This window comes from Nitrosomonas sp. TNE100 (assembly GCF_055387135.1).
This window is the reverse complement of sequence record NZ_AP040997.1, coordinates 1504200-1528088: the sequence shown is the minus strand read 5'-3', so window position 1 is coordinate 1528088 and position 23889 is coordinate 1504200. Positions and strand designations below refer to the sequence as shown.

Genomic DNA, 23889 nt, shown 5'->3' with positions numbered 1-23889 from the left:
GATGATTACTCCGGATATCAAGCAAGCATGGCATTATTTTACGCGCTATATTGATAATTTTCTGCTTGCCGGGATTTTTCTGCTAATGCTGACCGGGTTGATCGTGCTATACAGCGCTACCGGTGGGAGCTCTGCCCGGGTAATCAGTCAGTTAATTAACATGGTTGTTGCATATGTAGTGATGTGGGTAGTTGCGAACATTCCTCCGCAAAGGATTATGCGCATGGCCTTTCCGCTGTATGTACTGGGTATTGTCTTGCTGATTGCTGTGGCATTATTTGGTGAAGTGCAGAATGGTGCCCGCCGCTGGTTAAATCTGGGAATTGTTCATATCCAGCCTTCAGAACTGCTGAAAATTGCTGTTCCTCTTATGATGGCGTGGTATTTTGACAAAGCTCACATTACTCTGCGTTGGCGGGATTATGTTATTGCTGCGCTTATTCTGCTGCTGCCGGTTGCGCTTATCGTGCGGCAACCTGATCTTGGGACTGCCTTGCTGATCCTGATTAGCGGATTTTATGTTATTTTTTTGGCAGGTCTGTCATGGCGTCTCATGACTGGCTTGGCTGTGGCAGTGACAGTGAGTCTACCTTTACTCTGGTCTTTTGGTATGCATGATTACCAGCGCAAGCGAATTATGACTATGCTTGATCCTTCACAAGACGCACTAGGCGCCGGGTATCATACGATACAATCCAGTATTGCTATTGGATCTGGCGGAATTGCAGGAAAGGGGTGGTTGAAAGGTACCCAGTCTCAACTTGATTTCTTGCCTGAACCGAGTACGGATTTTATTTTTTCAGTATTCTCAGAAGAATTTGGGCTGATTGGTAACAGTTTGTTATTGTCGCTGTATCTGATCGTAATCGGGCGCTGCATGGTTATTACGGCCAGTGCGCCGACACGGTTTGCACGGCTGGTTGCGGGATCAATCACCTTAACTTTTTTTACTTATGTGTTCGTCAATATGGGTATGGTAAGTGGTATCTTGCCCGTTGTCGGCATACCTCTTCCACTCATCAGCTATGGAGGCACTTCTATGGTCACCATACTGCTGGGATTTGGAATTTTAATGAGCATACATACTCATCCAAAACTTGTTAAGACCTGAAAATATGAAACCAAATTCTTATTTCCATTCTGATATTCCAAGCAGAAGTGCACTATTTGTTTTTTCTGCTGTTGTCATATTATTTATGCTCTCAGCTTGCAGTAATACTCCCAGAGTAGGGCAATCATCCGTACAAGCACACACGAAGAGCTCATCTATTGCGGGAAGTGGAGGAGGGGGCTACTATCTCGATGATGGGCCGGAAGAAAATCCCCCTGCTAATCTTGATGCTGTTCCTGATGCAGTTCCCCGGGTTGAGCCTTTAAAAACAGCAACGATGCGCCCTTATGTTGCTCTTGGTAAAACCTACACACCGATGACCACACTCAAGCCTTACAAGGAACGCGGACAGGCTTCCTGGTACGGCAAGCGCTATCACGGTCAACGTACAGCCTCAGGTGATGTTTACGATATGTATTCCATGACGGCCGCCCACCCAACCTTGCCCATACCCAGCTATGTTCGTGTTACAAACTTGCAGAATGGAAGCTCAGTAATTGTTCGTATTAATGATAGAGGACCTTTCCTGGAAAGTCGCCTGATTGATCTGTCTTATGTTGCGGCTCATAAGCTGGGTGTCCTGGCAAATGGCAGTGCCCGGGTAGAGGTGGAAAGTATTATTCCGGATCGTTTCAGCGGTCCTTATTCTGTGACAACACAACCCCAACCAGATATGGCTCCAAAGAGGGTGTCCAGTAACGATACTGGTAAATTTTATTTACAGCTTGCCGCGTTTGGCTCTGCCCATAATGCTCAATCTTATCTAATACAATTAAGATCCAATTTCCCCTCAATCACTCAACAGGCCTATATCAATCAAACAAGTGGTTTGCACAAAATATTTGTAGGGCCGTTCCCTGATTTGGAGGCTGCTACCCGAACAGCGAATACCATAAGCGCTTCGGGTTCTCCGAAGCCGATATTGGTTCCTCATACCTATATGGCCGGCTCGGAATAAGTATCCCGGATACTGTAGAAAGGCTGTCAGGAAAGAAATAGTGTTTGAGTCTATCACTGAGTGGTAGTAATGGTAAAAGGAGAGAGTTAGGGTGTAAAGAAGTTACATCTCACGATGTGATGTCTGCCGGGTTTCCTGATAGGTTATGCGCCATGTAATCCATGACAGCCATACTATAGCGATTACGGCAGCCAGCCCAATCAACCAGTTGCCAAGCTGTATCTGGTCATCAAGCAGATAGGCATTGCACAGGCGCAGCGGCGATTCAGTATACAACCACCCAACCACTCCCATCATGGGCAGCATATTGCCCAGAAAGAAAAATTGCAGAATCAAACCAGCTGGACGCCATGACAGACGTAGCGCCATGCCTGCCAGAACCAATGCGGTTAATTTAGCCAACTCCATTTTTGGGTGCAGTAATGCTTGATCAAGCACACGTGGTATCATCAGCACAGCGAGCGTAACACCTGTTATGAGTAATCCGCTGATTCCATACATATTCCAGCGAGCAATAACCTTACATATTCGTGCCGGCATTCCTCCGGCAAGCAAGGCAGCTGCTCCCATCCAGAGTGGAAACTGCACCAACATGTGACACCACATGCTTTTTTCCATTGCATGACGTACGCCAGGTGTGGCTATAAACAGCAGTAAGCCTATGCCTAAAACAGCTTGCCAACACTTGTTCACAACGAAGTTTCCTGTATCTGCTTGCGTGCCAGATGGCGCGCATAATCAAGTGCCAGCTGGTGCTCCTCAATATCGAATACACGCACCATGCGTCCAGCACCATCAAATACCAACAGAGCGGCGTTGTGCTCGTAATCGCCACGGCCATCAGGTATCACCACTACTCCAAGCTGTTGCAGCAAAGCTTGTTCCTGTTTTGCCTGTAGTACTCGAACAAAACGCCAGAGTTCTGGCCTGGCACTCAAGTTATCGGCATAAGCTCGAAGTGCGGGTGGATCGTCATGTTTGCGATCAAAGCTGATGGAAAGCAAGCGAACATTTCTCGGACGCTCGTTACCCGCATCGTTGAGCAAGGCGGTTTGTATCTGCTGAAAAATACTACCCAATGAGGGGCATACGGCCTGGCAACGGGTGTAGATAAAGTCTGCGATCGTTACAACATTCTCTTGACGTAACAGGGTCGTAAGATCCGTTTCAGCAAGATCCGGCCCTTCGATTCGTACAGGGGAGATTTCGACAGGATGCAAAGCGACTTCCAGACGGCGCGCGTCTTCATCAGTCCAGATCTGGAAATCATAAGTTAGCCAGGATGCGGCACTCCGGCCGAGCAGAATGATTAATATACTTGTAATTACAGTGCGTATCATCTCTGGTTATTAGTGCAGGTGCGCCCTTGGCAGCTTACTACTAGTGATTCTTTTCACTTAGTGCCTTCAGTGCCGCCCCACCTTCAAATGGTGTAGTGCGTCCAGCACTGGATTGCCGTTCTGTCTCGAACAGATCGGCTGAAACTGCATCTGCTTTATTACTCCAGGCGCTGCGGATGTAAGTTGCCACCCTAGCCAGCTCCGCGTCACTTAATTGCGAGAAGGCTGGCATTAAACCCTGGTATTTTTGTCCAGCGATTTCTATTTCACCACTAACACCATGTAACAGGATATTGGCTAGAATACGTGGTTCACCCTGTACCCATTCTGAGTTGTCCAGTGGCGGGAAAACGCCTGGTACACCCAGTCCTGTGACTTGATGGCAAGCTGCACATTGTGCAGCGTACAAGGTCTTGCCATCGATAACCGTATTATCACTATCGGCTGTTTGCAGTGGTCTGGAAAGATCGGCCAATGTGCGCTGATCACCATAGCGAGACGTCGTCAGTGGTTCTGACATAAATAAATATACCACACCGAAAATAACCATTCCCAACGTGACTAATGTTGTCGTCATCGGAATTGGGCGAATGATTTCTTTGGGGTCAATGTTTTCACGGACTTGGGCGCGATGGTCATCATTATCGGCCATGGAGTGTACCTCTTTGGTTGAAAAGATCATGCCTGTATGTGGCAGAGCAATTTATTGATGTCATTTAGCGATCCTTTTTACCTGCGTTTTGTGGATCCGGCGGTAATATCGGGTAACTTCGGTCGAGGGATCGTAAATATTTCACCAGATCTACCGCTTCCGGGCGAGCAACTACTACTTTCCCTGATGGTACAAATTTTGGTGGCAGCTTGACGATTATCTCGTCATCTTCGGCTTGATCTTTAACTTCAAACATATAAGGATAAGAAGGCATGGTAGAATCTGGCACATACGCACGCGGCTGATACAAATGACCTAGATGCCAGTCCATGCTTGGCTGGCGCACACCGATATTCATTAGATCTGGGCCGGTACGCATGCTGCCTAGCAAGTGTGGTTTGTCGTAATAATAGTCACCAGGCGTGGTGACCCGTCCCCAGCCGCGATCAAAATCCGGAGCGAAGCTGCGATCGCGTGGCTGTTGGGTATGGCAATACAGACAACCGTTGGCGACGTAAATTTCTCGCCCACGTAATTCTGCGCTGGTGTAAGGTTTGAGTCCTTCAGGCGGCTGAATATCACGCACCTGGATATATGGAAGCACCACCAGTGCTGCGACGGCAATTCCAAAAGTCGTTATTGCGCCAGCAGTCAGCTTAGCTTCATTTTCCATGCATCATCTCCAGTTTCATTTTCTCCGGTGCAAACAGTGCTTCCCCGGTACGATTGGGGCCGAATCGCAGTATCATGACCAGTAAATGTCCGACAAAAATCACATGGCTAAGCCACATCAGCCCACCTCCTACACTGCGCCATTCCAGGTACGGAATAGTTAGTCGTACTGAATCCATAAATTCACGTGTGGTATCGAGCATTGCAAGGCCCTGTAGCCAGCCGCCCCAAGACAGGAAAACGAAATAGATTAGGATACCGATGCTGGCTAGCCAAAAATGCAGCGAAATTAGTTTTGGGTAGGGCCATTCCCAATGTAGTACACGCGGCATCATAAAGTAGATCGCACCGAAGAGTACCATTGAGACGAAACCGTAGGCGCCAAGGTGAGCATGAGCTACTGTGAAGTGTGTAAAGTGCGCAACTTGTTGAATGCTGCGTAAGGCCTCAAATGACCCTTGCACCGATGACAGCAGATACATAAAGCCGCCAAACATCATGAATCGTAGCGTTGGCGAATAAAGTGCCAGACGCATTCTCCCCCACATGGTTCCTGCCATATTGACTGAGAATGCAACTACGGGGATGATCATCATCATACTCTGCACGATGGATAGCGTAATCAGCCATCCAGGTACCGGCCCGCCAACTAGATGGTGCCCGCCCACCTGTGCGTAGAAAAACGCCAGTGTCCAGAAACCCAACAATGAAAGATTATAGGAACGCACTCGCCGCCCGATTGTTTTGGGTAGAAAATAGTAGATGGCGCCCAAGGCGATCGGAGTAAACCAGAGGCCTAGAACGTTGTGCCCATACCACCAGTTGGTCATCGCCTGTTGTACGCCAAAATGAACACCCGGAAGTTTTCCGACGGTAAACAGCAGCGAAATCCATAATAAGGCAGCGATGTGATACCACACGCTTACATAGAGTTCATGTGCTTTGCGGTGGAACAATGTATAAAATACCGAACCAATGATACAAACCATACCTGCCTGAATGAACAAGCCGATCTGCCATGGGATTTCCAGGTATTCCATACCATCGCTCCAGCCGGAACCGATTGCGCCAATGGAGCTGGCAATTCCGATGTTGATAAATGTCCCCCCCAGCATGACCCACATTGGTCCTTTCAGTGGTGTGCGCAACAAGCGTGGCAGCAGCCAGATGATAATGCCCAGCCCAACGTTGGTGATCCAGCCATAAAGTACTGCGATCAGGTGTACTGTTCGCATGCGCCCAAAGGTCATCCAAGCCTCGGATACCAGAAAGTCTGGCCAGTGTAATTTCAGTGATGAAATGAGACCAGCTGTCGCGCCCAGTATCAGCCACATACAGCCAAAGGAAATGAACATAAAGACCGGGAAGGCAGATGAACGGTCAGCAGCGATGCGATCCTTGATCTCATCCGGGTCTTCGGCTTGCGGCTCACTGCCGTGGGAAGCGGTTATCGCCTCTTGAAGGCGTTTTGCAGCCTGATCATCCAGAGCTGGATCATCTGCTTTGCCAATTTCTCCAGGTGCAAAAATTGTGGCGGCCGCTCGTGGGTTTTCAAACAGCAATCCTTTACGCAGCGACCAGATGAATACAAGCAAACCAATGAGTGATAATAAAAAGGCTGCCAGCAAGCTCAGTAATGCACTATCCATATTGCACTCTCTCTTGATTGTGTTGCAGTTTAACTAGCAACACTGTATTAACTTGCTTGTCCTCGACACGATAGCTGCTTGCTGAGGGATTTGCAGCCTAGAAGAATATTTGGATTCTAAGCTGACTCAACTATTTTCTTTACAAATATTAGAAGCTGTCAAGTTGTTTATCGCTTATCAGGATATCCAAAGCATTGAGACTCCTGCTCAACTTATTTTTTGATCGCATAAACATTCAAGCCGTTGTTTATTTATGACTCGCATATGGAAAAAGGGTAGCTGTGCAGGGGCCTCGTGTTTGTTTGAATGCTATTTTCTGGCTTCTTGGTGATATTTCATTTTTTAGATGGAGCAGATAAGTCACATCGATTCTGATTCGGGCCTGTAGTGGTTAAATGATTCTGTAAAGGATGTTAAGTTATACTATTGATTTGAATGAACAGAAGACAATCTTCACCAGAATTTAAAATTGAAGCTCCTGTGAAAGTTGAGGCAGTTTAGCCTGGAGAGGGAGAGGGGTGATAGGCTGCAGAGGCTGTGCCTTTGTTATAAACAGACTCACTGATTAGTGATGTGAATAAAAAGTGCCCCACATCCCCGATTTGAATATCTTTCCAGGAATTTGTGGGGCACTTTGGGGATTAGCCCGTTTTTAGATTACTTTACAATTGCTTTTAGTTCGCCGCTCAGGTAACGGTTTGCCATAGTTTCCAGCGAGATTGGCTTGATCTTGCCAGCTTGACCCGCGGAGCCAAATGCTTCGAAACGTGCTTTGCAGATATCTTTAGCAGCAACAGTGGCATCTTTCAGGAATTTACGCGGATCAAACTCGCTTTTGTTTCTGGCCAGATGACGACGAATTGCACCAGTCATGGCCAAACGGATATCCGTATCGATATTGACTTTACGCACACCATACTTGATACCCTGCTGAATTTCTTCTACAGGTACACCATAGGTTTCTTTCATTTCACCACCATATTCACGGATGATTTCTAGCCATTCCTGAGGAACGGAACTGGATCCGTGCATAACCAGATGGGTATTGGGAATTCTCTGGTGAATTTCTTTGATCCGCTCAATGGCGAGGATATCACCTGTGGGTTTTCGGGTAAATTTATACGCACCGTGAGAAGTACCGATGGCAATTGCTAGCGCATCCACACCGGTTCTTCTGACGAACTCGGCAGCTTCTTCAGGATCAGTCAGCAACTGATCATGTGAAAGTTGTCCTTCAGCACCGTGGCCATCCTCAGCTTCGCCCTGACCAGATTCCAGAGATCCCAGGCAACCTAGCTCGCCCTCCACGGAAACGCCTACAGCATGTGCCATAGCGACTACTCTGGCAGTGACATCCACGTTATATTCAAATGATGAAGGCGTTTTTCCGTCCTCTTCAAGCGATCCATCCATCATCACGCTGGAGAAACCGCTGCGAATGGCATTAATACACACAGAAGGTGAGGCGCCATGATCCTGGTGCATTACAACCGGAATATGGGGATAGGCTTCAACTGCTGCGGCAATCAGATGGCGCAGGAATGCTTCACCAGCATACTTGCGGGCGCCAGCCGATCCTTGCATGATTACCGGGCTATCACATTCATCAGCCGCCTGCATAATTGCATGAATTTGTTCAAGGTTGTTTACATTAAAAGCCGGAAGCCCATATCCGTTTTCAGCTGCATGATCCAGTAACTGGCGTAAAGATACAAGTGCCATTCAAGTCTCCTTTATATAAAATTAATATGTTTATTTTCTGATGAAACCAAACTTCATGTTCTTACTGGTGTATAAGCCGATACGCTAATACTGTTTGTAGGGTTAATTTTATAAATTAAGTGGATCAGAAAAGGTCTGCTGAGTCACTTCTTTCGTTATCTGTGTCGTTCCCCTGGAACCACCTACTCTGACAAGTTTCATAGTATTTGTTCCGCCAGCCTTGCCAACCGGTTCGCCAATTGTCATGATGATTAAATCTTCGTTTCGTACCGCGCCGCGTCTGAGCAACTCATCTTCCGCCATGCTGAGGATAATCTCAGGATCACACAATCCCTGTCCAAATTTTATAGGATAAACACCACGAAAAAGAGTGACCTTGCTCAGAGTATCTTCTTGTGGACTTAAAGCGAAGATTGGAACTTTCGAGCTTCTACGAGACATGAACAATGCTGTTACGCCGCTTTGTGTCAATGCAGCGATTGCTCGAATCTTGAGCGAACCGGCGGTGTACATGGTAGCTCGCGCAATAGCGTCTTCGATACTGACTGGTTGTGTATCCGGAGAACGGCGAAAACTCAGATTAACCGTATACTCCTTTTCAGCCTCCAGACAAACTCTTGCCATGGCTGCTACGGCTTCTACCGGGTATTGTCCTGCAGCTGATTCAGCAGACAGCATGACAGCATCCGTACCATCCAGCACTGCATTTGCAACGTCTGATACCTCTGCACGTGTTGGGATGGGATTGGATATCATCGATTCCATCATTTGCGTGGCTGTAATCACCAATTTATTGGCTTCACGTGCTGATCGTATCATGCGTTTTTGCAAGGCAGGAACTGCTGCATCACCTACTTCAACTGCCAGATCGCCCCGCGCGACCATAATTGCATCGGAAGCACTTAGAATATCATCCAACGCCAGAATAGCTTCCGAGCGCTCAATTTTTGCCATGAGCAAACTATGCCCCTGAGCCTCCTGCATTAATGCACGCGCTCGCCTGATATCTTCTCCCGAGCGAGGAAATGACACCGCAAGATAATCTGCCCGTAAAATTGTGGCAGTTTTGATATCCTGCAGATCCTTTGCTGTCAGAGCGGGGGCACTCAGACCTCCACCTTTCCGGTTTATGCCTTTATTATTGGAAAGTATCCCGCCTTGTAAAACTTCGCAATAGATTTCACTTTCCCTGACTTTGGTCACAGTCAGAACGATTCGGCCGTCATCCAGCAAGAGGACAGTACCTGCTTCAACATCGTTGGGCAGCTCCCGGTAATCCAGCCCGACCCGTTCCTGGTTACCCAGCTCGCACTCTGCATCAAGAATAAATTCATCCCCGGCTTTGAGCGTGATCTTTCCCTGAGCAAACTTGCCGATACGAATTTTTGGTCCTTGCAGATCGGCCAGCACACCTACCGTACGGCCAAGTGAATGGGCAAGTGAGCGTACTTGCTCCGCGGAAGCAATATGCTCGTCCTTTGTTCCATGTGAAAAATTGATACGGACGACATCGACACCGGCCTCAATCATTTGTCTCAGGATATCAGGGTTGCTGGAAGCTGGTCCCAGCGTTGCTACAATTTTTGTTCTTCGCATCATTTCCGAAATTCCTGGAAGAAAATCTTCTCAGGCCTCACTGTGCACGTAATTCCAGGATCTCGACAGCGGGTAGTTTTTTTCCTTCTAAGAATTCCAGGAATGCACCTCCGGCAGTGGATATGTATGAAACCTTATCGTAAATATCATACTTCTGAATGGCGGCAATCGTGTCACCACCGCCTGCCAGGGTGAAAGCATCAGTTTCAGCAATTGCCTTGGCGATTGCGTGTGTCCCTTCTCCAAACTGATCAAATTCAAACACGCCAACGGGGCCATTCCAGACAACTGTGCCGGCCTTCATGATGATGTTAACCAGTTCTTGAGTGCTCTTGGGGCCGATATCAAAAATCATGTCATCATCGGAAACAGCATTTGCTTCTTTTAGAACAGCAGGTTCATCTGCAGCAAATTTTTTTCCGACAACGACATCAATCGCGATGGGAATCGTTGCATTACGCTGATTCATTTTATCCATCAGGGATTTCGCTATAGGTACCAGTTCATCCTCACACAGAGACTTTCCAACATTGTTCCCAGCAGCCTTGAGGAAAGTATTAGCAATTCCTCCACCAACCACAAGTTGATCAACTTTCTCAGTAAGTGATTCCAGAACAGTCAATTTGGTGGAAACTTTGGATCCTCCTACAATTGCTACCAGTGGGCGTGCTGGCTGGTGCAAGGCTTTGGTTAAAGCATCCAATTCCTCGGTAAGTAAAATGCCAGCACAAGCAACTGGTGCATATTTGGCTACACCGTGTGTTGAGGCTTCTGCACGATGCGCTGTACCAAAAGCATCCATAACAAAGACATCACACAAATTGGCATATTTTTTTGCTGTTTCTTCAAGATTTTTTTTCTCACCTTTATTAATTCGGCAATTTTCCAAAATTACCAGCTCTCCGGGCGCAACTTCGAATCCACCATCAACCCAATCCTTGATCAATCGGACAGTTGTTCCCAGTCTCCGGCTAATATCATTGGCAACTGGCTGAAGAGAATTTTCCATGGCCCACACGCCTTCTTCCGGACGCCCCAGATGGGAAGTTACCATTACTCTTGCTCCCTGCTTCAGGCAATGATTTATAGTTGCCATGGATGCAGTAATGCGTGCATCTGAAGTCACCTTACCTTCTTTCACAGGAACATTCAGATCAGAGCGGATAAAAACACGTTTATTCTTCAGATCTAGATCGACAAGTTTAATAACTGACACATTGGCTCCATATTTTAGATAACTTGCTGATTTTATAAGATAATCAGATGGAAATTAATTAGTTGTTGAATTGAGAAGGACGATAAAAATATAGATGCATCTGTTCATAGAAGCGGCAATATCAAGATTAATTTCTTCTATAGATCATCAACTGATTTATCTGCAATTTCTTGCCCGGATTGGGATGAAAAATAGCTTTTTTGTTTATTGAAGCAACAAAGCTGTAACCAGTAGGGAACTGGTTACAGCACAATTTCCAGGGTAAGAAATAAACAACCAACCCCAGTGGTTTATTCCATGAAAAATATATCTTTAGCTTTAATTATTACGGCCAGCGATAACTCGTACCATTTCCAGTACCTTGCAGGAATAACCCCATTCGTTGTCATACCAGGCAACAACTTTCACAAAATTCTTATCCAGCTGAATGCCGGCTTCTGCATCAAACACTGATGTATGGGTTTCTCCACGAAAATCAGTGGAAACCACTTTTTGATCAGTGTAGCCTAATACACCTTTCATGGAGCCTTCAGAAGCTGTTTTCATTGCCTTACGAATTTCGTCGTAAGATGCATCTTTTTCCAGTTCCACTGTTAAATCTACAACCGAGACGTCAGAAGTGGGTACGCGAAAGGCCATGCCGGTTAACTTCTTATTTAATTCAGGAATAACCACACCAACTGCTTTGGCTGCGCCCGTAGAGGAAGGAATAATATTTTCGAGAATTCCGCGTCCACCACGCCAATCTTTATTGGAAGGGCCATCAACTGTTTTTTGTGTTGCCGTGGCAGCATGAACAGTCGTCATCAAACCACGCTTGATACCCCAAGTATCATTCAATACTTTTGCGATCGGGGCCAGGCAGTTGGTAGTACATGATGCATTGGAAATGATTGCTTCACCCTGATATGTTTTATCGTTGACACCATAAACATACATTGGCGTATCATCCTTGGATGGCGCAGTCATGACGACTTTAGGAGCGCCTGCCTTGATATGTTTTTCACAGAGTTCTTTGGTCAGGAACAATCCGGTGGATTCCACCACGACATCAACCTTGACTTCACCCCAGTTCAGTTCTTCTGGATCCTTGGTGGCAGTTAAGCGAATTTTCTTGCCATTAACTATCAAATTATTACCGTCAACAGATACATCTCCTTTGAAACGACCATGAACGGAATCATGTAATAACATATAGGCGAGATAATCCGGTTCCAGTAAATCGTTGATTGCGACAACTTCTATGTCATCAAACTCTTCTATAGAAGCACGAAAAACCATCCGTCCGATACGACCAAAACCATTAATGCCAACTCTAATTGCCATCCCTTTATCTCCGTATTTTTTACTAAAAACCTGTTTTGCAGACAAGAAAAGAACTTTCCGCGTTTATATAATTCTTTTTACCGCGTTTACGACATTTTCAACAGTAAAGCCAAAATATTCGAATAATTCTTCTGCAGGAGCTGATTCACCGAATTTATCGATTCCAACCACTTCTCCTTCAAGTCCGACGTATTTACGCCAGAAATCGGTTACACCGGCCTCTACAGCCACGCGTCTAATTCCCTTTGGCAAGACACTATCCCGGTACGCCAGATCCTGTTTATCAAAAATATTGGTACAGGGCATTGATACAACACGTACTGCAACACCGTTTTCAGCTAGAACCTTCTGTGCGCCCATTGCAAGTCCAACTTCTGAGCCAGTTGCTATGATAATTACTCGCGGGTTTCCATTTGCTGCTTCAGAAAGAATGTATCCTCCTTTCTTAATCAGGCTGATCGTTGCTGCATCTCGTTTCTGGAAAGGCAGATTCTGGCGGCTGAATATGAGAGACGTGGGGCCTTCTCTGCGTTCTATAGCAGCCACCCATGAAACGATAGATTCAACTGTATCACATGGGCGCCATACATCCATATTGGGGGCCATGCGTAATGTGGCGGTTTGTTCAACCGGTTGATGAGTTGGTCCATCCTCACCCAGCCCGATTGAATCATGGGTAAATACAAAAATATTGCGAATTTTCATTAATGCTGCCATACGTAAGGCATTTCTGGCATATTCTGAAAACATCAGGAAGGTTCCACCGTAGGGGATAATTCCGCCATGCAGTGACAGGCCGTTCATGATTGCACTCATACCGAATTCCCGTACACCGTAGTGAATATAATTTCCAGTAGTATTGCCGCTGGTTACTTTGGATCCTGACCACATGGTGAGATTGGAGCCAGTGAGATCGGCTGATCCACCGATCAGCTCGGGCAGTACCGGCGCTAGCGCCTCAATTGAATTTTGTGATGCTTTTCTGGTAGCGATACTTTCTTCTCTGGCGTTAATCTGACTGATAATTCCCTCAACATGATCAACCCATTTGATAGGTAACTCACCGGCCATTCTGCGAGTAAATTCGACAGCTTCGGCAGGGTATTTTTTGCTGTATTCCGCGAACATGGTGTTCCAGGCGGACTCCAACGCCTGGCCTTTGGTACGGGCATCCCATGCATCATAAACTTCTTGTGGAATTTCAAACGGCAGATAATTCCAGCCAATATGAGGACGGGCAGCAGCAATTTCATCTTTTCCGAGTGCCGCTCCGTGAATGGAGCTGGTGTTGGCCTTATTGGGTGAACCCATCCCGATTACTGTTTTACAGCAGATCAGTGTGGGCTTGTCCTGTACTTTCTTGGCTGTTTCAATGGCTGCTTGTATTGCCACGGGGTCGTGCCCATTAACATTTGGAACAACATGCCAGCCATAAGATTCGAAACGTTTCGGAGTGTTGTCTGTAAACCATCCTTCGACATGCCCGTCAATTGAGATGCCGTTATCATCATAAAAGCAAATTAGCTTGCCTAATTGCAGTGTTCCTGCCAGCGAACAAGCCTCATGTGAAATGCCTTCCATCAGGCAACCGTCCCCCAGAAATACATAGGTGTGATGATCCATGATCGGGAAATAAGGCCGGTTGAATTCTTCCGCCAGAATTTTTTCGGCCAGTGCCATACCGACAGCATTGGTAAGGCCTTGCCCCAGCGGCCCTGTTGTAGTTTCAACGCCTGGGGTATAACCATACTCAGGATGTCCGGGAGTTTTTGAATGAAGCTGCCGGAAATTTTTTATATCTTCAATGGACAGATCATAACCGGTGAGGTGGAGCAGCGCATATATCAGCATGGAGCCATGCCCGTTTGATAATACAAAACGATCACGGTCTGCCCACTCGGGGTTTGCCGGATTGTGGCGCATGTGGTGAATCCATAACACTTCTGCAATTTCTGCCATACCCATTGGCATGCCCGGGTGACCGGAATTGGCTTTCTGGACTGCATCCATGGCCAATGCGCGAATTGCACTGGTCAAATTATTGAATACTGGTGCACCAAAGTCGTTGAATGCTTCCTTCATTTGCTCTCGTCCTCGATTATTCAAAAACTGAAACTGCCGCCCGCAATGTGATGCACCACATGATGACCAACAAAAACCGGCAAAAGAGGCCATTATCTCTTAAGACTGGTCAGTTCACAATACAGGATGCAATTTCTCTTGGGCTTCCTGGTTGTCAGCCGGATTTTAAGATGAAGGTCGTGGTAAAATAATTAATTGGAGGGTATTATCCCGCTTCTTAATTTCTGCAGTCTGTCATCCAGGGAAGAGTGGCCGAGTGGTTGAAGGCACTGGTCTTGAAAACCAGCAACAGGAAACTGTTCGTGGGTTCGAATCCCACCTCTTCCGCCATTCATGGTTTTATGAGGATATGCTTGGGGTTGCGTTTTTTGAATGGATAAAGATGGTGTCAACGTATCCTGATCCGGCAACTCTTGGATTTTTCTTGGCGTCAGCTTGATGGAGATAATATTCTTCTATCCGGAAAGACTGGATGGTTGCACAAGATTCTTAACGGGCAAAAAATCAAGACATTGGCTGGTATAAAAAATGGAGAAAATTTAATAATGAGTGTTCCTCTTTTGCAGCAATACCGGGTAGGCAGTTATATACTGAAACAAAAACTCCGGGGTAATAAGCGGTATCCGCTGGTGCTGATGCTTGAGCCGTTATTTCAGTGCAATCTGGCTTGTGCGGGTTGTGGCAAGATTGATTACCCGGAAGAAACGTTACGTCGTCGTCTAAGTGTGGATGAATGTTTGCATGCCGTAGATGAATGTGGAGCGCCAGTTGTTTCCATTGCAGGGGGCGAGCCGCTTATCCACAAGGAAATGCCGCAAATTGTGCAAGGCATCATTCAACGTAAAAAATTCGTATATCTTTGCACCAATGCACTGCTATTAGACGCTCGTATGGACGACTATCAGCCTTCTCCTTATCTGACATTCTCCATTCATCTTGATGGAAACCGGGAGCGGCATGATGCGTCGGTATGTAGAGAGGGAGTGTATGACAAGGTTATTCCGGTGATTGAGCAGGCGCTTCAGCGAGGTTTTAGGGTGACTGTCAACTGCACCTTGTTTCAGAGCGAAACAGCTGAGGAAGTGGCCGCATTTTTTGATACCGCAACAGAACTTGGTGTTGAAGGAATTAATGTATCCCCTGGGTTCAGCTATGAGCACGCACCACGGCAGGATGTGTTTCTACAAAGGTCGGTAAGCAAACGGCTGTTCCGTTCGATTTTCCAGATTGGAAAAAAGCGCAAGACCCCCTGGAGATTCAATCATTCCAGCCTGTACTTGGATTTTCTCGCCGGCAATCAAAACTACCAATGTACTCCGTGGGGAAATCCCACACGCAACTTATTTGGTTGGCAAAGGCCTTGTTACCTGCTGGTGGATGAAGGCTATGCAGCAAACTTCCGGGAATTGATGGAAGAGACCGATTGGGATCGGTATGGTGTTGGGAATAACCCTAAATGTGCAAATTGCATGGCGCATTGCGGGTTTGAGCCTACTGCCATTAACGATACTTTTGCTCATCCTTTTAAGGCATTACGAGTCAGCATGCGCGGCCCGCGTGTAGAGGGACCCATGGCGCTGGATCCGTTGCAAACAAACAATGGATCGCAGCATGATACAAATAAACGGAAACCCTTTCCCGTGTCAGTAACTGTTGAACATAAGACCATTGCGCCGGCACCAGATCATTCGTCCGGTCCGGATAATTAATATTTTTTCCTGGCCTGAGAAAAGTCGTATTCCCGCTTATCGGAAGTCATGATTACATTGATAATGTATATGACTTTGGCAGGCGTATTTTGCTGGTGGGCTATCCTGCTGGCTCCGTGGCGGGCCTGGAGTGTTCGGGAACAGCTCGAACCTTCAATTGGTGTAGAAGTAAATCGGTTCTTCAGCGATGTCACAGTTCTGATTCCTGCACGTAACGAAGCACAGTTTATCGATCAGACTCTGAGCAAGCTTCAAGCTCAAGGTGAGGATTTGCGGATTATTGTAATTGATGATCAATCGGAAGATCGTACTGCAACCCTGGCGAAGAGACCAGGGGTAGAGATTATCTCTGGTACAACCCCGCCTAAAAACTGGAGTGGAAAGTTATGGGCGTTGGATCAGGGGCTGCAGCAGGTGCGTACGCAGTATACTTTGTTGCTGGATGCAGATATCAGCTTGTCACCTGGTATTTTGGAGGCTTTGTTAAATAAGGCGCATCAGGAAAATTTATCGCTAGTGTCGTTAATGGCTGAGCTGCCAGTCAAGCGTTTCTCCGAACGCCTGCTGGTGCCAGCTTTTATATTTTTCTTCAAGCTGTTATATCCATTTAGGTTATCTAATAAACCAGAGTCCCGTATGGCTGCTGCTGCGGGTGGGTGCATTCTGGTCAAAACCAGTGTGCTGAAATCTATTAATGCTTTTACCAGTATTCACAATGCGCTAATTGATGACTGTACGCTGGCCACTCTGGTTAAACAGGCCGGTTTTAAAACCTGGATCGGACTTAGTCATGCTGTTCAAAGTCATCGGGGCTACGACAGTCTCGCTGCCATCTGGAACACCGTTGCCCGTACTGCATTTACGCAACTGCATTATTCATTGTTGCTGCTGTTTCTGTGTACGTTGATCATGACCAGTATGTTCTGGTGCGCGCCATTGTCTGCGATTATTTATGCGGATAAGATTTTTGTGGCCAGCAGTGTGCTTACCTGGCTGGCCATGCTGATTGTTTATACACCCGTACTCAGATTTTATCGAAGCTCGCCACTCTGGGGTGCCGCATTGCCTGTAACTGGCACGCTATACCTGCTGATGACCTGGACATCTGCGTTCAGATACTGGCGAGGAATACGGGCTCACTGGAAAAATCGACGCTATGAAGCTTCTGAACACAACTAACAGAGTATTTAAGCTATTGGTGGTTGCCATGCTGGTGATGACTGCTGCTGGATTGCAGGCAGAGTCATCTAAAAGTGATGGTGCCGAGGTGGTGATTACTCTGCAGAATGGTTTGATCCAGGCTATGCAACAGGGCCAGAAAATTGGCTATAGTGGTCGCCTGAAACTTCTTACTCCCATCATTCAACAGACACATGATCTTGCAGCAATTATCCGTTCTGTGCTGGGCGCGCACTGGGCAAAACTCAACTCTGATCAGCAGCAGGCTATTAGCCAGGCATTTCAGGAAAACAGCATTGCGACCTACGCAGACCGGTTTAGCCAGTATGATGGCGAGCAGTTCAAAATTGTTGAACGGACACAGCTTCCGCGAGGACGGATGCTGGTTCGCAGCCAACTCATTCGTACCGATGGTAATCCTGTTAATTTTGATTATGTGATGAACAAGACCAGTGAAGGCTGGCGCATTATCAATATTGTAGTTGATGGAGTTAGCGATCTGGCCTTGAAACGGGCTGAATACAACGCCGTGTTGCAAAAAAATGGTATCGCCGCCCTGATTGATATGCTGGAACAAAAAACTGCTTATATTGAGCAGAGCCATCAGTAATTCTTGCGCAGCAGTTGCTTTGCCCGTATGGGTATAACCCGAATATTTCACCACTAAAGTAGTTTATACATGGAACAATTCGCAAAGGAAACATTGCCCGTCAGTCTTGAGGATGAGATGAAGCGCTCTTACCTCGATTATGCGATGAGCGTTATCGTAGGACGAGCCTTGCCTGATGTGCGTGATGGGTTGAAACCAGTACACCGGCGTGTGCTTTACGCCATGCATGAACTATCCAATGATTGGAACCGGCCATATAAAAAATCTGCACGTATCGTTGGTGATGTGATTGGTAAGTATCACCCGCATGGTGATACAGCTGTCTATGACACGATCGTGCGTATGGCACAACCTTTTTCTCTGCGTTACATGCTGATAGACGGGCAGGGTAATTTTGGCTCGATTGATGGCGATAATGCAGCAGCTATGCGCTACACCGAAATCAGAATGTCGCGCATTGCCCATGAGTTGCTGGCCGACCTGGATAAAAGTACTGTTGATTTTGGCCCCAACTATGATGGTTCCGAACAGGAGCCATTGATTCTGCCGGCAAAAATACCCAACTTGCTGATTAATGGTTCATCCGGTATTGCGGTGGGTATGGCAACCAACATCCCGCCTCATAATATCAGCGAAGTGATTGATGCTTGCTTGCTGTTGCTAAGTGATCCAGATATCGATATCGCTGGGTTGATGGCTTGTATTCCGGCCCCCGATTTTCCAACTGCCGGCATCATTTACGGTATATCTGGTATCAAGGATGGATACCAGACTGGAAGAGGGCGCGTCATTATGCGTGCCCGAACGCATTTTGAAGAGCTCGATAAAGGAAATCGCCACAGCATCATTATCGATGAATTACCTTATCAGGTGAACAAGGCCAATCTATTGGTACGTATCGGAGAGCTGGTAAGAGATAAAAGGATAGAGGGTATTTCAGATTTGCGCGATGAATCGGATAAATCCGGTATGCGCGTGGTCATTGAACTCAAGCGTGGAGAGGTGCCTGAGGTTGTCCTGAACAATCTGTACAAAGAGACGCAGATGCAGGATACATTTGGCATAAATATGGTGGCGCTGGTCGATGGACAGCCGCGTTTGCTCAATCTGAAGCAGATGCTGGATTATTTCCTACGTCATCGTCGCGAAGTTATAACACGGCGCACCGTATTTGAACTCAGGAAAGCGCGGGAACGTGGCCATTTACTGGAAGGATTGGCAGTCGCGTTATCTAACGTCGATGAGATTATTGCCTTGATCAAGGCAGCCCCGACTCCGGCTGAAGCTAAAAGAGGATTGATGGCCAGAACATGGCGGTCATCCCTGGTTGAAGAAATGCTCCGCCGTGCAATGATTGATGCAGCCGCATTTCGTCCTGAAACACTGGCAACCGGGTTCGGGATGTCAAACCAGGAATATCGCTTATCCGATGCGCAAGCCCAGGCGATTCTTGATCTCAGGTTACAACGTCTTACCGGACTGGAGCAGGAAAAAATTGTCTCCGAGTATAAAGAGATACTGGATAAAATTCGGGATCTCCTCAATATGTTGGCAAATTCAGAACGTATCACCGCTATTATTATTGAAGAATTGACGGCTATCAAAGGGCAGTTCGGCGATCCCAGGCGCAGCGAGGTAGTGATCGATGCACAAGATTTAAGTACGGAAGATCTGATTACACCCACTGATATGGTAGTGACTCTGTCACACGCAGGCTACATTAAATCTCAGTTGCTTGACGATTACCAGGCACAAAAACGTGGAGGACGTGGTAAGCAAGCGATTACTACTCGCGAGGATGATTTCATTGATAATCTGTTTATTGCCAATACCCATGATTTTATCCTGTGTTTCTCCAGCCTCGGGCGGGTTTACTGGATAAAGGTGTACAACGTGCCGCAAGGCAGCCGTACTTCCCGCGGCAGGCCCATTAATAACCTTGTCCCATTGGAGCAGCATGAAAAGATCAATGCTGTTCTGCCGGTCAAGTCATTTGATGATACCCGCTACGTATTTATGGCAACTGCTGGTGGTACAGTCAAAAAAACACCGTTATCAGAGTTTTCCCGGCCACGGACCAATGGGATCATTGCGGTCGCTCTGGATGAAGGGGATTATCTGATTGGTGTTGCGCTTACCGAAGGCAAGCATGACGTCATGCTTTTTTCTGATGCAGGCAAGGCAATGCGTTTCGATGAAAATGATGTGCGCCCGACCGGACGTAATGCGCGCGGGGTCAGGGGCATGAAGCTTGGGGCAGAACAAAAAGTTATCTCTCTGCTGGTTGCAGATAGTGAAAATATGACAGTATTGACCGCAACTGAGAATGGTTATGGAAAACGCACCTCCATTACTGAATATACCCGGCATAACCGAGGTACTCAGGGTATGATCGCGATCAATACCAATAAACGTAATGGTAAAGTTGTCGCTGCGCAACTCGTTGAACCCAATGATGAAATCATGTTAATTACCACTGGAGGTGTCATGATTCGTACTCGTGTCAGTGAAATTCGTGAAATGGGCCGGGCAACTCAGGGGGTTACACTGATTAATCTGGATGCCGGCGAGAAACTTGCTGGACTGGAAAGAATCGTTGAAACGGATGAGAATTAATTCAACCCGGTGACACAATGAGGAAAATATACAATTTCAGTGCAGGACCGGCTGTTTTGCCGGAGGAAGTATTGGAACAGGCTCGCGAGGAAATGCTGGACTGGCATGGTAGTGGCATGTCGGTCATGGAGATGAGTCATCGCGGGAAAGAATTCATGTCCATAGTGGATAAAGCCGAATCCGATTTGCGTGAGTTGGCGAATATTCCCGCTAACTACAAAGTACTCTTTCTTCAGGGAGGGGCGTCCAGTCAGTTTGCCGTGGTACCGATGAATCTGCTTGAAGGAAATACTCAAGCAGATTATGTTCATACCGGCCAATGGTCAAAAAAAGCCGCCTCTGAGGCGGGTCAATACTGCTCTGTTCATATCACTGCATCATCGGAACAAGATGGCTTCAACTCCGTTCCCCCGCTGGAACAATGGCATATTTCATCTGATACAGCTTATGTGCACTATACGCCCAACGAAACGATCGGTGGAGTTGAATTCCATTGGACGCCTGATTTATCTGCGGCCCTTGGTGGCAATGGTAATATTCCCTTGGTCGCTGATATGTCGTCCAATTTCCTGTCGCGGCCATTTGATGTCAGTAAATTCGGGTTGATTTACGCAGGAGCACAGAAAAATGTGGGCCCGGCCGGGCTGGTGATCGTGATTATCCGAGAAGATTTGCTGGCTATTCCGCCACTTCCCCGGACTCCCACCATGTACCGCTACAAAACGCATGCGGATCAGGCTTCAATGTATAATACACCTCCCACTTATGCCATTTACATCATGGGGCTGGTCATGGAATGGTTAAAAAAACAGGGTGGATTAGCTGCGGTCGAACAGCGTAATATCGCCAAGGCTAAACTGATCTATGATCTGATTGATGCCAGTAGTTTCTACCATTGTCCGGTCAGCCGATCAGATCGATCGAGGATGAATATTCCATTCACACTAAGTGATTCCGGTCTTGATGAGGTATTCCTGAAACAGGCGCAGGCACATGGATTGCTTCAGTTGAAAGGGCACCGATCAGTCGGTGGCATGCGTGCTTCAATCTATAATGCCATGCCATTGGAAGGGGTGCAGACACTGGCGACATTCATGCGGGAATTTGAGAAAAACCATGTCTGAAGATATTCAGAAAATCTGCAAAGTTCTTACGCTAAACTCGATTGCTTCGGTCGGACTCAAGCGTTTACCTGCCAATATTTTTCAGATCAGTAGTGATATTTCCGATCCTGATGTGATACTGGTGCGTTCCCATAACATGCACGATATGGACATACCCGTAAGTGTGATTGCAATCGGTCGTGCCGGTGCTGGAACAAACAATATTCCCGTCAACCAGATGAGTGCACGCGGTATTCCGGTTTTTAATACACCTGGGGCTAATGCTAATGCAGTCAAGGAACTCGTGCTGGCAGGGATGTTAATGGCATCGCGTAATCTGATACCGGCTTTGCGTTTTGTTGAAGCGCTGGAAGGAGATGATCAATCCTTTCATTTGCAGGTTGAAGCAGGTAAAAAACAGTTTTCCGGACTGGAGCTGCCAGGGCGGACATTGGGTGTTATTGGCCTTGGCAAGATCGGGCGACCTGTGGCGGATGCTGCAATCAAACTCGGGATGAAGGTGTTGGGCTATGACCCGAAAATCACGATCGATTCAGCATGGAGCTTGTCTGCAGAAGTACAAAGAGCTAATCAGATTGAAGATTTGGTGCGCCGCAGCAATTTTATTTCATTACATGTGCCGCTTAATGAATCTACTCGGCATCTGATCAACGGCCCACTGATATCTCATATGCAGAAAAATACAATTCTGCTTAATTTTTCGCGTAATGCCATCGTTGATGAAGATGCTGTACTGGCTGGTATCAAGAGTGGAATTATCAAAAATTATGTTTGTGATTTTCCTGATCAGAAATTGAAGCAGCAACCGGCAGTTATCACCTTACCTCACCTGGGCGCCTCTACGCATGAAGCGGAGGAAAATTGCGCCATGATGATTGCTGACCAGATCATGGATTATATAGCTCACGGTAATATCAGTTATACCGTCAATTTTCCGGATGTTGTCATGGAGCGTGGAACTCCGTTCCGGGTTGCCGTGGCTAATGCCAATGTCCCTAATCTGCTGGGGCAAATATCAACCCGCATGGCGGATATCGGCCTAAATATTCATAATATGATCAATAAATCCCGTGGGGAAATGGCTTATACACTGGTCGATACTGACAGGGCTGTTCCGCCGGAAATCATTAGTGCAATTGCCCAGATTACGGGTGTGTTAATGGTTCGTTATCTGCCTGTTTCAGTACCTTCCGAGCCTGAACGAGTGTAAAGCAGAAAATCCAGCCGCAATCTTATTAAATCCCTATTGATGACGGAACAGCTTACACAACTGCGCAATGAAATCGATGCAATCGATGATGAATTGCTCCGATTGATTAATACCCGTGCACGGCTTGCGCAACAGATTGGTCGACAGAAATCCGGCACGGCTTATCGCCCTGAGCGTGAGTCACAAATCTTTTCTCGTTTGCAGCAAGCAAATTCGGGGCCATTACGAGATGAGCATATCGTGCATTTGTTTACCGAAGTCATATCAATCTGCCGTGCACTGGAAGAGCCTTTAGTTGTTGCTTATCTTGGGCCACAGGGTACATTCTCGGAAGAAGCAGTGACCAAACGTTTTGGTAGCGCGGTTACCTCAATACCCTGCAGTTCAATTGACGATATTTTTCGCAAGGTTGAATCTGGTGCAGCTAATTATGGTGTTGTACCAGTCGAAAATTCGACTGAGGGGGCAGTCGGCAGAACAATGGACTTGTTGTTACTGACGCCCTTGAAGATATGTGGCGAACTTCAGCTGCCCATCCATCAGTGTCTGATGGCACAGCACGCCGATCTGGCTTCTATTCGAAGAGTTTATTCACATCCGCAATCATTTGCACAATGTCAGGCATGGCTCAATGAAAATCTGACTGCCGCTGATCGTATCAATGCTGCCAGCAATGCAGATGCTGCCCGTCAGGTTGCAGCAGATAGCAGCGCCGCTGCGATCGCCGGGAAGAAAGCTGCTGAAGTATTCGGATTGAAGATCTGTGCCACCAATATCGAGGATAACCCGAATAACACGACACGATTTCTGGTGGTAGGTATGCAGGAAGTGGCGCCCTCCGGAAAAGATAAAACCTCACTGGCCATGGCCACGCATAATCGACCTGGTTCAGTCCATGAGCTTCTGGCGCCCTTTGCACAACATTGTGTCAGTATGACGCGCCTGGAATCGCGCCCTTCACGCGCAAGTCTGTGGGAATATGTTTTCTTTACGGATATTGAAGGGCATCAGGAAGATGAAAACGTAGCCAGGGCACTTCAGATGCTGCGCGACAATGCAACCTTTCTGAAGGTTTTCGGCTCTTACCCTGCAGCGTAAATTAATTAATTCCTGAATG

19 protein-coding genes and 1 tRNA gene are annotated in these 23889 nt (G+C 47.0%); 10 read left to right on the top strand and 10 right to left on the bottom strand.

Annotated elements, in window-relative coordinates; genetic code table 11:
• Position 1 precedes the first annotated feature (1 nt).
• Positions 2 to 1111, top strand: a complete 1110-nt coding sequence (gene rodA, locus ACZ5EJ_RS07240) for a rod shape-determining protein RodA (protein WP_074455294.1) — start codon at positions 2 to 4, stop codon at positions 1109 to 1111.
• A gap of 4 nt (positions 1112 to 1115) precedes the next feature.
• Positions 1116 to 2069: a septal ring lytic transglycosylase RlpA family protein gene (locus ACZ5EJ_RS07235; RefSeq protein WP_464556841.1), complete on the top strand. Its 954-nt coding sequence runs from the start codon at positions 1116 to 1118 to the stop codon at positions 2067 to 2069.
• Positions 2070 to 2171: 102 nt separating this feature from the next.
• On the opposite strand, the gene ACZ5EJ_RS07230 is transcribed toward ACZ5EJ_RS07235, so the two are convergent.
• The 10 genes from ACZ5EJ_RS07230 to tkt form a co-directional block, all read right to left on the bottom strand.
• Positions 2172 to 2762 carry a hypothetical protein gene (locus ACZ5EJ_RS07230; protein ID WP_041353517.1) on the bottom strand — a complete coding sequence of 197 codons (591 nt, stop codon included), beginning with the start codon at positions 2760 to 2762 and terminating at the stop codon, positions 2172 to 2174.
• On the bottom strand, positions 2759 to 3409 hold the full coding sequence (locus tag ACZ5EJ_RS07225; RefSeq protein WP_074455297.1) for an SCO family protein: 651 nt from the start codon (positions 3407 to 3409) through the stop codon (positions 2759 to 2761). The genes ACZ5EJ_RS07230 and ACZ5EJ_RS07225 overlap by 4 nt, the downstream gene beginning before the upstream one ends.
• 40 nt (positions 3410 to 3449) lie before the next feature.
• A complete protein-coding gene (locus ACZ5EJ_RS07220) occupies positions 3450 to 4061 on the bottom strand; it encodes a c-type cytochrome (protein ID WP_011634634.1) in 612 nt (203 codons plus the stop codon).
• Between the two features lie 64 nt (positions 4062 to 4125).
• A complete protein-coding gene (locus tag ACZ5EJ_RS07215) occupies positions 4126 to 4734 on the bottom strand; it encodes a cbb3-type cytochrome c oxidase subunit II (protein ID WP_011634633.1) in 609 nt (202 codons plus the stop codon).
• Entirely contained in the window at positions 4724 to 6382 is a 1659-nt protein-coding gene (locus tag ACZ5EJ_RS07210; protein WP_011634632.1) for a cbb3-type cytochrome c oxidase subunit I, read from the bottom strand. The genes ACZ5EJ_RS07215 and ACZ5EJ_RS07210 overlap by 11 nt, the downstream gene beginning before the upstream one ends.
• A 657-nt stretch (positions 6383 to 7039) precedes the next feature.
• Positions 7040 to 8104, bottom strand: a complete 1065-nt coding sequence (fba, locus tag ACZ5EJ_RS07205; RefSeq protein ID WP_011634631.1) for a class II fructose-bisphosphate aldolase — start codon at positions 8102 to 8104, stop codon at positions 7040 to 7042.
• A 108-nt stretch (positions 8105 to 8212) separates the two neighbouring features.
• Positions 8213 to 9703 carry a pyruvate kinase gene (gene pyk / locus ACZ5EJ_RS07200; RefSeq protein ID WP_074455298.1) on the bottom strand — a complete coding sequence of 497 codons (1491 nt, stop codon included), beginning with the start codon at positions 9701 to 9703 and terminating at the stop codon, positions 8213 to 8215.
• Between the two features lie 34 nt (positions 9704 to 9737).
• Positions 9738 to 10916: a phosphoglycerate kinase gene (locus ACZ5EJ_RS07195; protein WP_011634629.1), complete on the bottom strand. Its 1179-nt coding sequence runs from the start codon at positions 10914 to 10916 to the stop codon at positions 9738 to 9740.
• A gap of 318 nt (positions 10917 to 11234) precedes the next feature.
• Positions 11235 to 12242, bottom strand: coding sequence for a type I glyceraldehyde-3-phosphate dehydrogenase (gene gap, locus ACZ5EJ_RS07190; RefSeq protein WP_011634628.1), 1008 nt, complete (start codon positions 12240 to 12242; stop codon positions 11235 to 11237).
• Between the two features lie 63 nt (positions 12243 to 12305).
• A complete protein-coding gene (gene tkt, locus ACZ5EJ_RS07185; protein ID WP_011634627.1) occupies positions 12306 to 14324 on the bottom strand; it encodes a transketolase in 2019 nt (672 codons plus the stop codon).
• A gap of 242 nt (positions 14325 to 14566) precedes the next feature.
• Here tkt and ACZ5EJ_RS07180 point away from each other — a divergent pair.
• The 8 genes from ACZ5EJ_RS07180 (at position 14567) to pheA (ending at position 23870) form a co-directional block, all read left to right on the top strand.
• A tRNA-Ser gene (locus ACZ5EJ_RS07180) sits at positions 14567 to 14654 on the top strand.
• A 215-nt stretch (positions 14655 to 14869) separates the two neighbouring features.
• Positions 14870 to 16033, top strand: a complete 1164-nt coding sequence (gene hpnH / locus ACZ5EJ_RS07175) for an adenosyl-hopene transferase HpnH (RefSeq protein ID WP_011634626.1) — start codon at positions 14870 to 14872, stop codon at positions 16031 to 16033.
• 63 nt (positions 16034 to 16096) lie between these two features.
• Positions 16097 to 17212, top strand: a complete 1116-nt coding sequence (locus ACZ5EJ_RS07170) for a glycosyltransferase (RefSeq protein WP_464556839.1) — start codon at positions 16097 to 16099, stop codon at positions 17210 to 17212.
• Complete coding sequence (locus tag ACZ5EJ_RS07165; protein WP_256328201.1) at positions 17190 to 17822, top strand: ABC transporter substrate-binding protein; 633 nt, start codon at positions 17190 to 17192, stop codon at positions 17820 to 17822. The genes ACZ5EJ_RS07170 and ACZ5EJ_RS07165 overlap by 23 nt, the downstream gene beginning before the upstream one ends.
• A gap of 69 nt (positions 17823 to 17891) precedes the next feature.
• A complete protein-coding gene (gene gyrA / locus ACZ5EJ_RS07160) occupies positions 17892 to 20438 on the top strand; it encodes a DNA gyrase subunit A (protein WP_464556837.1) in 2547 nt (848 codons plus the stop codon).
• A 17-nt stretch (positions 20439 to 20455) separates the two neighbouring features.
• A complete protein-coding gene (gene serC, locus ACZ5EJ_RS07155; protein ID WP_464556836.1) occupies positions 20456 to 21562 on the top strand; it encodes a 3-phosphoserine/phosphohydroxythreonine transaminase in 1107 nt (368 codons plus the stop codon).
• Positions 21555 to 22772 carry a 3-phosphoglycerate dehydrogenase family protein gene (locus ACZ5EJ_RS07150; protein ID WP_464556835.1) on the top strand — a complete coding sequence of 406 codons (1218 nt, stop codon included), beginning with the start codon at positions 21555 to 21557 and terminating at the stop codon, positions 22770 to 22772. Before serC ends, ACZ5EJ_RS07150 begins: the two co-directional genes overlap by 8 nt.
• Before the next feature lie 39 nt (positions 22773 to 22811).
• A complete protein-coding gene (gene pheA, locus ACZ5EJ_RS07145; RefSeq protein ID WP_464556833.1) occupies positions 22812 to 23870 on the top strand; it encodes a prephenate dehydratase in 1059 nt (352 codons plus the stop codon).
• The last annotated feature ends 19 nt before the right edge of the window (positions 23871 to 23889 follow it).

Excerpts from the sequence above, each read along its gene's own strand:
- ACZ5EJ_RS07170 (WP_464556839.1), top strand. The coding sequence starts at position 16,097 with ATGTATATGACTTTGGCAGGCGTATTTTGCTGGTGGGCTATCCTGCTG.
- fba (WP_011634631.1), bottom strand. The coding sequence starts at position 8,104 with ATGGCACTTGTATCTTTACGCCAGTTACTGGATCATGCAGCTGAAAAC.
- ACZ5EJ_RS07235 (WP_464556841.1), top strand. The coding sequence starts at position 1,116 with ATGAAACCAAATTCTTATTTCCATTCTGATATTCCAAGCAGAAGTGCA.
- tkt (WP_011634627.1), bottom strand. The coding sequence starts at position 14,324 with ATGAAGGAAGCATTCAACGACTTTGGTGCACCAGTATTCAATAATTTG.
- pheA (WP_464556833.1), top strand. The coding sequence starts at position 22,812 with ATGACGGAACAGCTTACACAACTGCGCAATGAAATCGATGCAATCGAT.
- ACZ5EJ_RS07165 (WP_256328201.1), top strand. The coding sequence starts at position 17,190 with ATGAAGCTTCTGAACACAACTAACAGAGTATTTAAGCTATTGGTGGTT.
- rodA (WP_074455294.1), top strand. The coding sequence starts at position 2 with ATGATTACTCCGGATATCAAGCAAGCATGGCATTATTTTACGCGCTAT.
- pyk (WP_074455298.1), bottom strand. The coding sequence starts at position 9,703 with ATGATGCGAAGAACAAAAATTGTAGCAACGCTGGGACCAGCTTCCAGC.
- ACZ5EJ_RS07220 (WP_011634634.1), bottom strand. The coding sequence starts at position 4,061 with ATGGCCGATAATGATGACCATCGCGCCCAAGTCCGTGAAAACATTGAC.
- gap (WP_011634628.1), bottom strand. The coding sequence starts at position 12,242 with ATGGCAATTAGAGTTGGCATTAATGGTTTTGGTCGTATCGGACGGATG.
- ACZ5EJ_RS07225 (WP_074455297.1), bottom strand. The coding sequence starts at position 3,409 with ATGATACGCACTGTAATTACAAGTATATTAATCATTCTGCTCGGCCGG.
- ACZ5EJ_RS07150 (WP_464556835.1), top strand. The coding sequence starts at position 21,555 with ATGTCTGAAGATATTCAGAAAATCTGCAAAGTTCTTACGCTAAACTCG.
- hpnH (WP_011634626.1), top strand. The coding sequence starts at position 14,870 with ATGAGTGTTCCTCTTTTGCAGCAATACCGGGTAGGCAGTTATATACTG.
- ACZ5EJ_RS07210 (WP_011634632.1), bottom strand. The coding sequence starts at position 6,382 with ATGGATAGTGCATTACTGAGCTTGCTGGCAGCCTTTTTATTATCACTC.
- gyrA (WP_464556837.1), top strand. The coding sequence starts at position 17,892 with ATGGAACAATTCGCAAAGGAAACATTGCCCGTCAGTCTTGAGGATGAG.
- serC (WP_464556836.1), top strand. The coding sequence starts at position 20,456 with ATGAGGAAAATATACAATTTCAGTGCAGGACCGGCTGTTTTGCCGGAG.
- ACZ5EJ_RS07215 (WP_011634633.1), bottom strand. The coding sequence starts at position 4,734 with ATGGAAAATGAAGCTAAGCTGACTGCTGGCGCAATAACGACTTTTGGA.